Annotated in this window: 15 protein-coding genes; 10 read left to right on the top strand and 5 right to left on the bottom strand. The window is 52.3% G+C overall.

The features are described from left to right. Positions 1-8: 8 nt before the first annotated feature. Together FH603_RS01710 and FH603_RS01705 are read right to left on the bottom strand one after the other, a co-directional pair. Positions 9-692 carry a hypothetical protein gene (locus tag FH603_RS01710; protein ID WP_186735429.1) on the bottom strand — a complete coding sequence of 228 codons (684 nt, stop codon included), beginning with the start codon at positions 690-692 and terminating at the stop codon, positions 9-11. A gap of 384 nt (positions 693-1076) precedes the next feature. Continuing rightward, positions 1077-2426 (bottom strand): D-arabinono-1,4-lactone oxidase, encoded by a 1350-nt coding sequence (locus FH603_RS01705; protein WP_186735428.1) that lies wholly within the window; start codon positions 2424-2426, stop codon positions 1077-1079. A 165-nt stretch (positions 2427-2591) separates the two neighbouring features. Here FH603_RS01705 and FH603_RS01700 point away from each other — a divergent pair, with 165 nt between their 5' ends. The 10 genes from FH603_RS01700 to FH603_RS01655 all read left to right on the top strand — a co-directional run bounded on the left by FH603_RS01700 (position 2592) and on the right by FH603_RS01655 (position 12338). After that, positions 2592-3611 carry a bifunctional heptose 7-phosphate kinase/heptose 1-phosphate adenyltransferase gene (locus tag FH603_RS01700; RefSeq protein ID WP_186735426.1) on the top strand — a complete coding sequence of 340 codons (1020 nt, stop codon included), beginning with the start codon at positions 2592-2594 and terminating at the stop codon, positions 3609-3611. A gap of 76 nt (positions 3612-3687) precedes the next feature. Next, positions 3688-4971 (top strand): AGE family epimerase/isomerase, encoded by a 1284-nt coding sequence (locus tag FH603_RS01695; RefSeq protein ID WP_186735424.1) that lies wholly within the window; start codon positions 3688-3690, stop codon positions 4969-4971. A 51-nt stretch (positions 4972-5022) separates the two neighbouring features. Then, a complete protein-coding gene (locus FH603_RS01690) occupies positions 5023-5691 on the top strand; it encodes a class I SAM-dependent methyltransferase (RefSeq protein WP_186735422.1) in 669 nt (222 codons plus the stop codon). Then, on the top strand, positions 5654-6595 hold the full coding sequence (locus FH603_RS01685; protein ID WP_186735420.1) for a phosphatase domain-containing protein: 942 nt from the start codon (positions 5654-5656) through the stop codon (positions 6593-6595). Before FH603_RS01690 ends, FH603_RS01685 begins: the two co-directional genes overlap by 38 nt. Before the next feature lie 150 nt (positions 6596-6745). Then, on the top strand, positions 6746-8830 hold the full coding sequence (gene nadE / locus FH603_RS01680; protein WP_186735418.1) for an NAD(+) synthase: 2085 nt from the start codon (positions 6746-6748) through the stop codon (positions 8828-8830). Between the two features lie 35 nt (positions 8831-8865). Then, the gene (locus FH603_RS01675) at positions 8866-10131 is read left to right on the top strand and encodes an AAA family ATPase (RefSeq protein WP_186735416.1); all 1266 of its coding nucleotides are present in this window, start codon (positions 8866-8868) and stop codon (positions 10129-10131) included. Next, entirely contained in the window at positions 10128-10751 is a 624-nt protein-coding gene (locus FH603_RS01670; RefSeq protein ID WP_186735414.1) for a hypothetical protein, read from the top strand. The genes FH603_RS01675 and FH603_RS01670 overlap by 4 nt, the downstream gene beginning before the upstream one ends. Before the next feature lie 41 nt (positions 10752-10792). Next, positions 10793-11113: a DUF433 domain-containing protein gene (locus FH603_RS01665; protein WP_342355207.1), complete on the top strand. Its 321-nt coding sequence runs from the start codon at positions 10793-10795 to the stop codon at positions 11111-11113. Next, positions 11110-11463: a DUF5615 family PIN-like protein gene (locus tag FH603_RS01660; protein WP_186735412.1), complete on the top strand. Its 354-nt coding sequence runs from the start codon at positions 11110-11112 to the stop codon at positions 11461-11463. Before FH603_RS01665 ends, FH603_RS01660 begins: the two co-directional genes overlap by 4 nt. A gap of 2 nt (positions 11464-11465) precedes the next feature. Further along, a complete protein-coding gene (locus tag FH603_RS01655) occupies positions 11466-12338 on the top strand; it encodes a DMT family transporter (protein WP_186735410.1) in 873 nt (290 codons plus the stop codon). 27 nt (positions 12339-12365) lie between these two features. Here FH603_RS01655 and FH603_RS01650 read toward each other — a convergent pair whose 3' ends face one another. The 3 genes from FH603_RS01650 to FH603_RS01640 all read right to left on the bottom strand — a co-directional run bounded on the left by FH603_RS01650 (position 12366) and on the right by FH603_RS01640 (position 16016). After that, complete coding sequence (locus FH603_RS01650; RefSeq protein ID WP_186735408.1) at positions 12366-13139, bottom strand: NIPSNAP family protein; 774 nt, start codon at positions 13137-13139, stop codon at positions 12366-12368. Between the two features lie 58 nt (positions 13140-13197). Beyond that, entirely contained in the window at positions 13198-14757 is a 1560-nt protein-coding gene (locus tag FH603_RS01645; RefSeq protein ID WP_186735406.1) for a TolB family protein, read from the bottom strand. Between the two features lie 95 nt (positions 14758-14852). Beyond that, entirely contained in the window at positions 14853-16016 is a 1164-nt protein-coding gene (locus FH603_RS01640) for a glycoside hydrolase family 26 protein (protein ID WP_186735404.1), read from the bottom strand. Between the last annotated feature and the right edge of the window lie 131 nt (positions 16017-16147).

Below are 16147 nucleotides of genomic sequence, written 5' to 3'. Positions count from 1 at the left end.
TTGGGGCGTTAATTAGCGATAGGAACAGTCTCCTTGGCAGAGGCTGCTTTGGTATCATGCTGCACCAGCCAGTTGTAATGGTTTATAAGAACGAGCCGCCCCGGAAGCGTCCGGTCGTTGATGTTATGGGTAAGCACATACTGGTGTAATTCCCGGTCATAGCCTGTCATCAGCGGATCGTAAATATCCAGGTAATAGCGATCCAGGGCCAGCAGGCGTCCCGCGTCATAGACGAAGTAGTCGAAGTGTTCTGCGTTCTGGGTCAGTGTTGGCTGGTCATTCGAATAAACCGGATGGCTGAAGGCCCGCTTCAGGAAACCGTGCCGCGTTCTTAACCGGCGAACGACAGGCAGCGACCCATCGATACAAATCTCGAAAAACGCCTGGCTGACGCGGCTTTTATCCAGGTGTTTGACCAGCGAAACAAAATCACGCTGTTTATGCAGCGAGAAATCGAACCAACCGAACTCCGAAACCTGATTGGCCGAGAATGCACGGATGCGGCCGTCTGGCTCACGAAGAGAAATCATCTCAGCAGCCCAGTTGTAGGATAGGTCGCCTTCCAGAACGGTCCTATCCCAAAACAAAAGATGGCCAGCCTGCCAGTTGATTTTTGGCGAGGATGCTATCGTGGGTAGAACGAGAAAAAGTACAATCAATAACGTTCCTGTAAATTTTAGTGGTGTATTCATACCCTTTATGATTAGGTTGTATTGATGAGATTTTTCTGCGTTTGGCCCGCTTACCGGGCTTCCTGCATCGATTCTCACTATCAATATAATCATTAGGTATACGGCTTGTTTCTGGCTATAAAATTGTTCTATTTTCTTGTTTTGACTATATAAAGATCAAATTGTATTGGGAGTAGGGATATAGCTGTTAGTTGTATTTTTCTTTTTTCTGGTTTAATCCGCGCATGATTTACTATTTATCGAATGGCCGAAAATAAAAGCCGTTGCCTCAGGCTTTCTTGATATAATGCAAAAAAAAAGACGCCCTGCTTTCAGGACGTCTTCGAGGAGTAGATATTTTGGCGTAGCTCAGTTTACCGTTGGCTGAATGCTATGGTCAGCGGCTCAGCTCCCGTACAGGTTGGTGTCTAAAAAAGCGTTGCGAAACTTGCCTTTCGGGTCGTACTCATGAACCAGCTGTTTAAAGGCGGCTAGTTTTTCATAGCGGGATTGGAGTTGCGCGGGAGCCATCGTAAACAGTTTGCCCCAGTGCGGTCGGGCTTTGAAGGGAGCCAATTCTCTCTCGATCAGCGGCAGCACCTTTTTGACCGATGCCCAGTCCTGCTTCCAGGTGAAGTGAATGGCCAGACTGGGTTGTTTATAGCACGGACTCAGCCACAGGTTGTCGGCATCGATGGTACGTAATTCCGAAATCATCAGGTGTGGACTGATGGAATCCCGCAGCCGCTCAACTGCCAGAATGGCGTCAATGGCGTTCCGGCGCGGAACGAAGTATTCCGATTGCAGTTCTGTACCACTGCTGGGCGTAAAACCCATCCGGAAGTGGGGCATGCGTTCATACCAGGGTCCCGGCACGCCCATTTGTTCGGTGCAGTTGACAGCCGAAAGTTCGGCGATGGGGTGCAGGTTCTTTTTGGCCAGGGTAGCGCCAAAATAGGTGGCGGCCCCGCGTTCAGGCCCGGCGTTTTTGTCGATGCGTTGTTTTATCCACACTTCGTTGACGCGGCTTTTCTGCCAGTCGGTGAACAGGCTGACACTGTAGCCGCCCGATACAATGGCTTCGAAATGCTCTTTGAGCTGAGCGATGGGCAGGTTCTCATACACATACTGCCGCATCTGAAACGTTGGTTCCATATCGAGGGTCACTTTGGTAACCACACCCAGCGCGCCCAGGTGGACAACGGCTGCCCGGAAGAGGTCGCCATCGTTCGCGCGAGATACTGTTCGGACGTCGCCCGCTGCCGTAACAATTTCCATGGCCGACACCGCCGTGGAGAGGTTGCCGTTTTTTACGCCCGAGCCGTGTGTGGCCGTAGCGCAGGCCCCGGCAATGGAGATATGCGGCAGGGAAGCCAGGTTATGGAGCGCAAATCCTTTCTTATCGAGATAGGGGGCCAGCTGGCCGTATTTCATCGTGGCATCGACGGTTACGGTTCGGGCTTTTTCATTCAGGGAAACCACCTTGTCCATCGCATTCAGAGACAGTAGATTATCGGTACTGTCGGCGATGGTATTGAAGCAGTGGCGCGTGCCCAGTACTTTCAGTTTGGGGTATTTTTTGACGGCTTCCCGGACCTGTTCAACGGAACTGGCGGGATGTAATCGGTCGGTACTGTAAGAGAGATTGCCCGCCCAGTTTTTTAATTTCTTATCAGGTACCCAACTCGCCAGGGGGGCTATAGCGGGCATAGCGAGCAGGGTAGTCGATAATTTGATGAACGTTCTCTTTTCCATGGTTACCGGGTTTTGTGCGAAGCTAAGCGGAATAGTTGACAACTTTATGGCGGCTCCGGCAAAAGTGGAAGCAGCGTTGAAAAAGGCCGTAACCAACCTGTCGGGTGAGTAGCCAACGGCCCGGAAATGGTTTTATGGACACCTGTATATGGCGGACCTTACCGAATGACAACTTCCGAAATCAGTACGCTTTTTGAGCAATTGACCACCACGCGGGTGGGCGTTATCGGCGACTTCGCCCTCGATCTCTATTTTACCCTGCAAACCACCACGGGTGAACGCTCACTGGAAACGAATCTGGACGTATTCTGGGGGAGTCGTCCGGCGGCATCGCTCGGCGGGGCGGGTAATGTCGTTCAAAATCTGATGGCGCTGGGCATAGCCAACTGCCGGGTAATAGGGTGCGTAGGAAACGACCTGTTCGGGCGGGAGATGCAGTTTTTGCTCAATAATCTGGGTGTTGATACAGCGCAGCTGCATACGGTCGCCAATGGCTGGGATACCTGTGTGTATACCAAGCCTCTCCGGGCCGGACAGGAAGTGAACCGGATAGATTTTGGTGTTGCCAACCAGTTGCCGGATGCTCTCTTTACAACCCTCATCGCTGGGTTGCAGGAAGCCCTTGCCGACCTTGATGTGTTGATCATCAACCAGCAGTTTGCAAATCCGTTGCTTACCCCCGAACGGGTAGCGGTGCTGAACGCGTTGCTGGTTCGCTTCCCCCACGTTCGGTGCGTAGCCGACATGCGGGATGTGGGCACGTTGATTCGGGGGGCTACGCTGAAAGTGAACACCGCCGAACTGGCTAAATTTCTGGCTATCGATCTACCCCATTCCCCCGACTTGGACTGGTGTATTCGAAATGGTACGACATTGCGGGAGCAAACGGGTGGCCCTCTGCTGATCACGCGGGGCCAGGCGGGTATGCTGTATCTGGATGAGCACGAAACGCAGTCGGTAGCGGGGCTGCCCCTGTGGGGTGAACTCGACACGGTGGGGGCTGGCGATACTGTCGTAGCGGCCTGGGCTGCTTGTCGGGGAGCCGGCGCTACGCCCGCTCAGGCTGTGCAGATCGCCAATATGGCCGCTGCCGTCACCGTTCAGAAAGTAAATCAGACGGGTACGGCCAGCCTGGCTGAACTTCTCCTGTTGTATGAGACCTTAAACCCAATGGAACACCGATGACGCTGATTGTTATGATTCAAAACGATCCTTGTAACTCATACTAATCAGCGTCAACGGTGCTCTATTCCTCTTAATCATGACTGACCAAGTAGTAAAACAGTGCCGTGACGAACTGCACACCCACCTGACCACCGAACTGCTGCCGTTCTGGATAACGCGCACGGCCGACCACGAAAACGGTGGATTTGTGACGCATTTCGATGAATACGGAAACGATTCGGGCGAGGACGAGAAATCGCTCATTGCCCAGACGCGCTCCATTTATACTTATTCATCAGCCCACCGTGCGGGCTATGGCGATGGTAAACTGGCTGACCTCGCCCGGCATGGTGTCGATTACCTGCTGACCCGGATGTGGGATGCCGAATTTGGTGGTTTCTACTGGATGACCAATCGGAAAGGCGACGTGCTGAACGATCAGAAAATCGTTTATGGCCAAAGCTTCGCTATCTATTGCCTGAGTGAGTACACCCTGGCAACAGGCGATCCGCGTGGCGTGGAATATGCTGAGAAGGTATTCGATCTGTTGCAGAAGTACGCGTCGGATACGGCTTATGGAGGTTATTTCGAGGTATTTAAACACGACTGGACGCTGACCGGGCCGGGTGCTGCGGGCGGAAACCGGAAAACGCTCGACGCCCATATGCATTTGATGGAAGCCTTCACGAGTTTGTATGAATGCACCCGGCAGGCCATCCACCGCCGGAAGCTGCTGGAAGTGATCAGCTTGCTGGTCGCGAAAGTTATGCACCCGGCCTATGGCACAGGCATCCCCCAGTTCTGGGCCGACTGGCGGGTGGCACCCCAGATCAAATTTGACGTCATCTGGGGCTGGGATCGCTTTACGGAAGATGGCGTGAAGCGAAAGGCCGACGATAACACCAGCTATGGCCATAACGCTGAATTTGCCTGGCTGCTGCTCCATGCCCTCGCTGTACTGGAAATACCCCATGAGACCTATATTAACCAACTACAGAAGTCATTTTCTCACACAGCCAACTATGGCGTAGACTGGGAATATGGGGGCGTTTTTGTAGAAGGGTCGCACAGTGGCGACGTGTATGACCGGGAAAAGGAATTCTGGCAGCAGGCCGAGGTGCTTATCGGTTTTCTGGATGCCTACCGGATTTTTGGCGATGCTAAGTACTGGAAGGCCTACGAAAATGTACACCGTTTTGTAATGGATAAAATGGTCAACCACGAGGTTGGCGAGTGGTGGCCGCTCATGACCCGCCAGGGTATTCCGATCTGGACGCACATGAGCCATTCCTGGAAGATCAATTACCATACCGTCCGCTCGATGGTGCAGTCGATCCGGCGATTGGATGCACTATTGACGCCTTCTTCGCCGGCCGATTGATCGTTCGCTGATGAAGAAGGCGTAATCGGCTACTTTTGTGTAAAAATGCCTATGAATCCCTGGAGTCTGGTGCCTTACGCCGATTACGAACGCCACATGAGCCACGAGAGCGTTGGGCAGCTGGCGTCGTTGAGCGAAATAACGAAAGAGAAAGTCGAGCAGCGTTATCCCCAGACGGTGGCGGTCTATGGCGCCTGTACGGGTAACGGGTTCGCTCATTTCGTTGAGGCCCGGACGGTCTATGCGGTAGACCTCAACCCAACTTATCTGGCGGTCCTGTATGAGCGTTACGAACCCATTCTGAATGAACTGATCCTGTTACAGGCCGATGTTACTACAGACGCCGTCGCCATCCCGCCCGACTCCGTCGATCTGGTCATTTGCCATCTGTTTCTGGAATATGTCGACCTGGAGCGGACCTTTGCCAGTATCCGGCAAACCCTCCGGCCGGGTGGCTTGTTAAACATCGTACTCCAGCGCAGCAATGACACCGGCTGGGTCAGCAATACGGGTGTGACCACCCTCCAGCCCGTAGCCGCTATTGCGAACGAAGTGTCGGAAGAAACACTGCTCCGTCATGCTGCGCCGGACCTGCGCTTCGAAGGACGGCAAACGTATCGGATGCCCAACGGTAAAAGCCTGATTTCGTACGATTTTGTGAAAATGGGCATCAATCAACCGGATGAAGAAAGTCTTGATTTTGAGTGGCCTGAGTGGTAGTGGTAAGTCCACCTTTGCGCGGCAGTTCTGCATCGACAACGCCAATTGGCTCCGCGTGAACCGCGATGATTTGCGCCGGAGTTTGCTGCCGGTTTCGCTGTCGGAGTATTGGCAAACCTGGTCCGAGCGGGAGAAGAACCGCATCGAAACCCTGGTCAGTGAGTTGCAGAAGACCGCCATTCTGGAAGGTCTGGCCCGTAACTGGAACGTACTCATCGACAACACTAACCTGAAACAAAGCTACTTCACCGAGTTTCGCCAGATGCTGTCCGACAAATTCGACGAGGTTGAAATCAGTTACCAGCTGCTGGATGTTCCCGTAGCCGAATGCATTCAGCGCGACAAATACCGCAATGATTTGGTAGGGGAGGAGGTCATCCGGCAACAGGCCGAACAACTCGCCGTCCTCAAAAAGAACGTTACTTTTCGCCCGGAAGTCCTGACCCGGCCTGACGTGTTCCAACGCCATCAGGATGCGTCGCTGCCCCGCTGTATTCTGGTCGATATCGACGGTACTGTCGCCGACAAGGGAGACCGTTCCCCGTTTGCCTGGCATCGGGTAAGCGAAGACACGCCCAGGTGGCCCATTATCCGGCTGGTGCAGGCGATGCGGACGTCGGGGTATGCTATCGTGTTTTTCTCCGGTCGGGATGCCGTGTGCCGGCCTGAGACTACGGCCTGGCTGAGCGAATATTTCGGGTGGGCCGCTACGGATTTTGCGTTGTTCATGCGTCCCAAAAACGACAACCGCAAAGACTCCATCGTCAAAGCCGAGTTGTTCGATCAGCACATTGCCGGGCGCTATTACGTTGAGGTTGTGGTCGACGATCGCCAGCAGGTGGTCGATATGTGGCGCCGAACCATCGGCCTAACCTGTATTCAGGTAGATTACGGCGATTTTTAACCAAATCTATTTTAGTCTGATTTGTGTTCTTCGTACAGAATGAAGTTATTACAAATAGCCATATACTATAAAGCGAAGTGGGTGGAGACGTTTCCTGTTTTTTGAAGGGTCGTTGGCACCTGTACTTTCTATAACCAATACACAACCTGAATGAAACTTCTGAAAGTTGCCGCCGGGGTACTGAATCAAATTCCACTTGCCTGGGAACATAACAAGCAAAATATCATCAACGCCATTGAAGAGGCCCAGCGGCAGGATGTAAATCTGTTGTGCCTGCCCGAACTCTGTATTTCGGGTTACGGCTGCGAAGATGCGTTTTACGCGCAAAGCACCATCGACCAGTCCATTGCCTCGCTGCTGGAGATTGTTGAGCATACCAACGATATCGCCGTGGCGGTGGGTTTGGCGCTGCGCCACAACAACCGGATTTATGATGTGGCCTGCCTGATAGCCAATAAGCGGATTCTGGGTTTCGCCGTAAAGCAGTACATGGCCAATAACGGGCTGCACTACGAAGCCCGCTGGTTCCAGCCCTGGCAGATAGGTCTGCGCGACGAAACCCGCATCGGCGAGTTCTCGTATCCGTTCGGTGACATCGTGTTCGATCTGTCGGGCATTCGGATCGGATTCGAAATATGCGAGGATGCCTGGATTGCCAACCGCCCTGGCCGCGCACTCTACGAACGGGGTGTCGATATTATCCTGAACCCGTCGGCCAGTCATTTCGGTTTCTTCAAATCACAGATTCGCGAACGCTTCGTTGTCGATGCCAGCCGGGCGTTTGGCGTCAGTTATGTCTATACCAACATGCTGGGGAACGAAGCCGGTCGGGTTATTTTCGATGGCGATGCCATGGTCGCTTCCAACGGCGAACTGCTGGTATCCGGCGCGCGGCTTAGCTACCACGACTTTGTGATTGTTCCGGCGGTAGTCGACGTCGAGGCTACGCGGCTAAGCCAGGTGCAAAACCGGGGAAATCTGGCGTTGACCCTGCCCAACCTGCGCGTCGTGGAGCGGTTCGACTGGCCCGATATTGCGCCCGTTATCCAGAAAGCAGAGCTGGAAGCGTGGGAGCGGGGCGGTTACCTGAAAGAAGAGGAATTTGCTCGGGCGGTAGCGCTCGGCCTGTTCGATTACCTGCGCAAAAGCCGCTCACAGGGCTATGTCCTATCGCTGAGTGGCGGGGCCGATTCATCGGCTATTGCCGCCACGGTCTATCTGATGATCCGGATGGCTGTCGAAAATCTGGGTATCGAAGGGGTGAAGAAAAAGCTTAGCTATATCAAAGCGCTTCAAACCTGCGACACCCCCGAAGCGATGATGGGTAAACTGTTGACGGTGATGTACCAGGGCACCGAAAACTCATCCGACGATACCTTCAACTCCGCCAAAGAACTGGCCGACGACATCGGGGCTACCTTCCTGAATATCAACATCAACGGGCTTGTCGAAACCTATACCGGCCTGATCGAAGCCCAGCTGGGCCGCAAGCTGTCGTGGGATACCGATGATCTGGCACTGCAAAATATTCAGGCACGGGTGCGCGCTCCGAGTATTTGGATGCTGGCAAACATCAACAACGCCCTGTTGCTGAGCACATCGAACCGCTCCGAAGCGGCCGTTGGGTATGCCACCATGGATGGCGACACGGCGGGCAGCATTTCGCCGATTACCGGTATCGATAAGCACTTTCTGCGGGGCTGGTTGCGCTGGCTCGAAACGGTTGGCCTGAACGTGAAGAACGCGCCGGAGCCCACCGACCGTACGAGCCTGGCAACCGGCCCGATTGCTCCTGATGAGCTGATCAAAGTAAAAGGGCTGTACGCGGTCAATAACCTACAGCCGACTGCCGAACTGCGCCCACTGGACAAGAAGCAGACCGACGAAGATGACCTGATGCCGTATGACGTACTGAACACGATCGAACTGGCCGCCATTCGGGACAAACAGCCGCCCATTGAGGTCCTGAAGCTGGCCGAAGTGCATTATGCCGGTGTCCATGATCGGGAGAAGTTATTGATCTGGGTCGAGCGGTTCTTCAAGCTCTGGAGCCGCAACCAATGGAAGCGCGAACGCTACGCACCCAGCTTCCACCTCGACGACCACAACCTCGATCCGCGCTCCTGGATGCGTTTCCCGATCCTGTCGGGCGGCTATGAGAAGGAACTGGACGAGATGAAGTCGTGGGCCAACGAGCAGAAGCCAAACGGCCGGAAAGGGAAAATTGGGTTTTAGATAAGCCCGTGTAACTTTGTGAAAAGCAGCGAATTATGACTACACCTGAAAAATTTCCTTATATCAAATCCTTGCATGTGAATAACTGTTACGCATACAGGAATTTCAATATAGCGCTGCACGATTATAAGCCGTTCAGTCATCTAATCTTGACAGGGAAAAATGGGTCAGGAAAAAGCACTATTTTGAGAGCTATCAATAGACAGTTCTTCTCAGGTAAAGAGAATCAGACTAAACTATCTTTGCTTGCTATAGCTTCTACAAAGGATGGCGTTAAAGTAACTGCACCAGTATCTCATGCTAAAAGTGTACAACAGGTTGTTGTCTCTTTTTCAATTCCACATGAGATTAATGCCGAAGGGACTGCTAGTAGATCCATGACTCCTAAAGAAGTTTTGGATTTGTATAACGATAAAATCTATTCTTATTTCCCCGCCAAACGTGCTAGTATAGTTGATGGTGTCGATGCTCCGTCGAAAGAAGTAGAGTTTTCTAGTAAACTTAATGATGCTGATTCAACAGAGTATTTTATTCGCAAGTTTAAACAGTATCTGGTAAATCAGAAAATTGAACAAGCATTTAGTCAGATTGAAAATAAGAGTGCTCAAATTGAACAAATTAATTATTTCTTCAAAAGCTTAGAGACTACTTTTCGAAAAATATTAGGTGATGATTTGTTGGAAATTGAGTTTGCAAGGAGTAGCTACGAATTTTATTTGAATTTATCAGGTAGTCGGAGAGTAACCTTTGATGTTCTTCCTGAAGGTTTATCCGCTCTGCTTAGCATAATGATGGATTTATTCATGCGAACTGATATAATTCGCAAAAAGGTGAAGGACTACAGTTATAATCCGTGCGGGATAGTACTAATTGATGAGCCAGAAACACACCTTCATCTACAATTGCAGGAGCAAGTTCTGCCTCTACTTACAGAATTATTCCCAAATGTGCAGTTCATTGCCGCTACCCATTCACCTGCTGTAATTGCCAGCATTAAGAGTGCTACCATTTTTGACCTGACAACAAAAGAAAGTCGAATCAGTGAAGAAACGGCGGGCCGTAGTTATTCGGATTTGATGATCTCACATTTTGGACTGAACAATGAGTACTCCGAGACGGCGGATCAGATTATCAATCAGGTAAATGCTGTTTTGAATAGGCTGGGTGAAAAGGGAGATGAGGTGAAGAAGGCGTTGCAGCAGATTTATGACGAAAACAGTGATTATCTTTCTCCAACTCTTAAAATTGAATTAGAGTTGTTAATTGCCCAACAGGAAGCCCAACACACCGCCCACCAATGATTAATGTAGTTCGGGATCAACCCGCTCCACTTTCACTAGCTAGTTTAAAATCATATCGAAGGCCAGACGTAATTGAAGCGTTACATCAGGTTTTCAACGGTAAATGCTATTTAACCGAAAAAGTGTTCGATAGCCCCAAGGAAATGGAGGTTGATCATTTCCTTACGAAGACTGAACGGCCTGACTTAGTATTTGACTGGCAGAATCTGTATGTGATCGATCAGAAAGCCAATAAACAAAGGCCGAAGAAAACACCAGTAGGTGGTTATCTTGATCCTTGTCACGCAGAAGATAATGTTGAGCAGGAGATAATTTATATTATTGAATTTGGAGGCAACTCTCTGTTTAAAGCCAGAGATTCTACGAATCAGAAAGCGGTTAACACGGCTGCGTTACTGAATCATCTTCATAAAGACCTGAAACCAGCGGTCAAGGACAAACACCATGAGGTCGTCAATGCCGTGGCAGAATGGCACCATTCCAGGAAGGTGGGAGATGAACGGGAGGAATTTGAAAAAGAACTCTTGCTCAAGAAATTATTGTCAAGAGACAGCCATTTTACGATGTTGATGCGGGCGATTAAGGCTGTACGATCATTACCTGGTGATTTCTTTGACTGATCACTAAGCGGCTTTGAGAAGGAGCTGGACGAGATGAAGGCGTGGGCCAACCAGCAGAAGCCAAACGGCCGCAAGGGGAAGATTGGGTTTTAGGAATATATTTGCAGAAAATGAACAAGGCGATGATTGACGTAAAGTGGCAGGACTACATTATAGCCGATCCGGCAATCATGGTTGGAAAGCCAACCCTAAAGGGAACCCGAATTACGGTTGAGCTCATTGTCGGAAAACTGGCTTATGGTGAGACGGTAGAGGATATTCTCGAAGACTATCCTCACCTGACCCGAGAGCAGATTTATGCTTGTCTACGGTTTGCTGCTCATACCGTACAAAGCAGACGCAGTCGAAAATTAGCCGCATGATTCGGCTACTGGCTGATGAAAACGTGGAAGGTAGAGTAATTCACCTGTTACGTTCAGAGGGGTATAGCGTAACCGCCATACAGGAAACGCAAAGCGGAGTGTCTGACGAAACCGTACTGAAAACATCGGTTTCGTCAGACACTGTTTTGTTAACGGGCGACAGTGACTTTGGGAAACTGCACTTTCAGAAAGGGCACATTCATAGTGGCATCTTGTTTTATCGATTGCCCCGGACAACAACGGAAGAAAAAGCTCACATTATTCTAAAAACTCTGCAGGAGCACGGTGATAAACTGATCAACTCATTCACGGTAATCACCGCAAAAAAAGTGCGTACCCGAACGCTATAATTGTGCGTAAGTCTCTCCCCGCCAACACCGTTCCCGGTCTTCTTTTTGCCGCGCTCTGGGCATCGGCTTCGGTCGCTACCAAATTCGGCGTGCAGTCGGTCCATCCGCTGATCCTGGCTAACGTCCGGTTTTTCATTGCCGGAACGGCTATGCTGGCCTTTGCGTATGGGTTACAACCCACTAAAAGCGCCTGGCCGACCCGCGCTGAGTTCAAACAGCTGGCTATTTTCGCGCTCCTGAACACGACTATCTACCTCGGGGCTTTCGTGCTGGCGCTCAAGCAGGTTTCGGCGGGAATCGGTAGTTTATCGACCGCTACCAACCCGCTGTTCATTGCCCTACTGTCGGCGTTATGGTTGCGCCGAATACCGGGGCGCAATGAAATTGGCGGGTTGCTGCTGGGTATCGTGGGCGTGGGCGTGGCGACGTATCCCCTGCTGCAAAACAGTTTTGCTACGATCGAAGGTCTGTTGATTCTACTGGCCGGGATGGTATCGGTGTCGGCGGCAACGGTGTATTATGCGGGCATCGACTGGCGCTTGTCGAACCTGGTCATCAACGGCTGGCAGGTGCTGCTGGGGGGTATTCAACTTCTTCCGTTTACGTTGTTGTTCGCCGACTTCGGGGCGTCACACTACGACGGACGATTCTGGGCGTCGGTGTTCTGGCTGATTTTGCCCGTGTCGGTGGCCGCGCTGCAACTGTGGTTCTACCTCATCCGGCAGAACCCCGTCGGGGCATCGCTGTGGCTGTTTCTATGCCCTATTTTCGGCTTCGTGTACTCCTATTTCCTCATGGGCGAACCCATCACCCTGTATACGCTGGCAGGTACCGCACTGGTTATTGGCGGGCTTTGGCTGGGCCGCAGGAAGTAGGCAGCCAAAGCCCGCTACACCTGAAATCTATACCTGCGAATAGGCCGTAGGCTCCAGGAAAACCCGGATTATGTGCGAAACCGTATTGGCATATTCGGGGGCCTGCGATACGCGTTTCCAGTCAGGATGGCTGCCAAATTGTTTCCAGTTCGCGTCACGCTCTTCCATGTTCTTGAAGGTAAGCATATAAGTCAGGCAGGGCATATGTTCGCCAGCTATAACTTCGCCAAAGAAGACCGGGTTGAGTTTGGTCTTGTAAAAAATGGGGAGCTCATCGACGTTGAACATCTTGACCTTCCGCCGGACGGCGTCTTCCGAATACCCTTCGTAGGTGCGAAGTTCGAAGATCCGGCTTTCTTTGGCGGGGACTGCCAGCGCAGGCAGCGCATCGAAGGCATTCAGGATAGAGGTCGTATAGCGGGCGTAGGGCGCTTTGTCAACGGCCACAGCGTCATAGGCAGTCCGCGCCTGCGTATACGTCGAGTCGGCGGCCAGTTTGGTAGCTGAAGTCGAGTAAGCGTCCCAGGATGCGTGGGGAATCAGTACATACAGCTTGCCGGGCTCCGGTTTCGCCAACTCGCTGAAAACGCCAATGTTTTTCGCGCCCAGTTTGTTGAGGGCGGGCATCAGCCCTTCTTTCAGGTACGTTTCCAGACTGGCTGGCGACGCGCCGGTACGAAATTCATATATTCTTAACTCAAATACCTGCTTCTGAGCGGGAGCGGCTTGTGCCACTACCTGGCCGCTTGTGACGGCAGCGGAGGCAGCCAGCGAGGCCGCCACAAATTGTCTTCGTTTCATTCGGGTAGAAAAAGATTTATTGTTTTGTTTGAGATTGTTGCTGCTGTTAGCGAGTAGACTACCGAGCTTTGGGCCCCGGGATGTCCAATAAGGATGTGTTGCTGATAAAGGAAAGCTGTTTGCTGTCGGGCGACCACGATGGTGTATTGATCGTGCCCTGCCCACCGTAAATGTAAGCAATAACTTTAGGCGTTTCCTTCGCTGGATTGCCATCTGCGATTGGCAACAGCCGCAGATAGACCTGTTTGTAGAACGGGTGATCGTCGGGTTTTACATCGGTGCTGAACGACAGGATCGTCATCCATTTGCCATCCGGCGAGATGTGGGGAAACCAGTTGTTATACCCGTCGTTCGTGATCTGCTCTTCCTCACTGCCGTCAGCTTTCATGCGCCAGATCTGCATGGTGCCCGTCCGGGTCGAGTTGAAATAAATGTATTTGCCGTCGGGGGCGTATTCAGGGCCGTCGTCCAGGGGTTTGCCCTCGGTGAGTTTGATCTCCTGCCCTCCGTTGGCGTTGATTTTGTAGATGTCGAAGTCGCCGTTGCGCTGGGCGGTGTAGACCAGTTCCCGACTGTCGGGCGACCAGCCATGCAGGTAGGAGGGACCCGTGGTGACAGCCGTAACGCGTTTGGGCTTGCCACCCGTCGTGGGCATGGTATAGACGACCGATTGGTTGTTGTCGTCCTTGCTGTGGTGACTGATCCCCAACTGCTTGCCATCGAATGACAGCACGTGGTCATTATTGTTGTTGGTAGCAAAATCGCTGTTGATCAGCGTGGGGGTTTTCGTCTTCAGGTCGAAGCGGTACAGCCCGCCTTTGCTGTTGTAAATGAGCGCCTTGTTGTTGGGTAACCAGTTTGGTGCCTGCAGGCTTTCGGGCGATTGGTAAATAACGGTACGATGCCCGCTGGCCACGTCCATCAACTCCAGGCAACTACCGATATACTCGCGGTAAGGGACGAAGTTATCGCGGGCCGGTACGATAACGCGGACATTGGTGAACAGCGCTTTCTCCGAAACGTCGGGGTTGTGCGAACAAACGAATAACCCTACATACACCTCATCGCCCAGATTCAGATCGGTTACCTCTTCGCTCACAAACGGCTGTCCGTTGCGGGCTACCGACATCGTGTACGTGTTGCCATGGCGGGCTAACTGAATCACGTCGGCCGCTGTTAGCGTCGATTTTTTCTCTTCTGTCGTGCCACCCGCTGTCCGTCGGAATTGCAGCGACGTAAGGCCATCGCCATGTACCGCAGCATTGATGTGGGCCGCGCTGGAGTCGAGGCCCGACCGTACGATCCAGCCTAGTTTACGGTGCGGGTCAACGCCTTTGCCCAGGAGATGGGCCGTTGTTTGCAGGATAAAATCGCCTTTCATGCGCTTCCAGACCATATGGAACTGGTCACTGTTGAACCACATATTGACGCCCGATCCTTCTACGGTGTATTCTTGCCGGGCTGCGTTATAGGTAGCGGAGCCGGGGCGTTTGACCTTGCCAATGTCTGACTGGTTCTCAAACTGCCCGACGACGGTCGATTTTTGCGCTCTGGCTATCGCCGACCACTGGCACAGGAGTATCGTTAGTATAAGTACTGCAAAGCGTTTCGATCGCATGGAGAAAAGGAATAAGGTATTTTTAGGGGAAAGGAATTGCCTGAAATGTTCCTACTACTCTGATAGCCTTTTAGCCACCTCATTTCTTTTAAACGTCAGAGACTCAGCAGCCGTTTTTTGTACATCTTCGGCAGATCGGCCTCGAACCAGGTGTACGGGTGCTGGTAGAACCGGAGGAAATCGGGGATACTGACCTGACCGGGGTAGGGGGCATAATAATGGGTCGGGCTTCGACTGTCATTGCGCCAGACCAGCACGTAGGTAAGCCGCATCTTCTCCGCCAGGAGTGATTTCAACAGGGTCTCGGTCCACCAGCTCCTGTTGGGGATAGACTCCAGGCCGGTTTCGGTGAAGGCCGCCAGCTTACCGGCTTTCCGGGCATAGTCTGATACGATCTTTAATTTCTGAACGCCTGCCTGTAAGTTGTAGCGTTCGTTCCGCCCGAAGTCAGCGTAGTTGTCTACCCCTACCATATCGACCCATTCGTCGCCCGGATACCGTTCCAGGTACTGCTCCGTCGTGGTAAAAAGGCAGTCGGGCGAGAAGGTATAGATGAAGTTGTGGACCTGTAGCGAATCCCGCAGATAACCAACCGTAAACCGCCAGAGCGACTTGAACTCAGCGGGCGTACAATGCGATTTGCCCCACCAGAACCAGTTGCCGTCAAACTCGTGATACGGCCGAAAAATCACCGGCACCAGTTTCCCGTCGCGCCCCCGTACGGACTGTGCCAGGTCGCCAAGTGTGCGAAGAATAGCCTTGTACTGTTCATGGTGCGATCCACCCGGAATAAGGTGTTGTACGGCGGGCGACGAAACGGAATCGACCCAATTGAACCCGTTACCGGAAACGGGATTGGAAAAGTGCCAGGCGGCTGTGGTAACGCCACCCCGGTCGTAGGTGTCGACGATGGAAGCACGCAGGCGTTCCCGATAGGCGTCGATGCTTTGCTGGGACCGGCCCGTTAAACCACTAAAATCGACCCCGATAACGGCCGGGTGCGACCCGGATACGGATTTAACATCGGAGCGGCCGGGCTCATCCGACCAGCCGTGGCCATACTCTGTTGCATGCTGATGACCGAACAAAATATGTTTTTTGGTCAGCCGGTGCAGGTTACGATGTAAGGCAACGGTTTCTTTCGTGGCTTTCCGGTCGATAAGCCGAGGCTTTCCGGCGGCTTCTGTGACCAGCGGCAACAGACCTAAAAGCAGCAGGAATGCATAGAGCCGGACAAGTCGTTTTGTAACAGGGTGCATGCGTTTTGGAACAGATTGAGCGTTGGTTTGCCGGTTTATCAGCCTTGGCTGACGGGGACAAACCAGGACAGGTTGAGTAAAATTGGGTAAAAAAAGACAGCCTGCTCCATACGTCTGTCATCGAAGACAAA

It is taken from the genome of Spirosoma utsteinense, assembly GCF_014282275.1.
GTDB classification, from domain to species: Bacteria; Bacteroidota; Bacteroidia; order Cytophagales; family Spirosomataceae; genus Spirosoma; species Spirosoma utsteinense.
The sequence above is the reverse complement of the archived record's forward strand: the minus strand, read 5'-3'. Positions and strand labels throughout refer to the sequence as shown.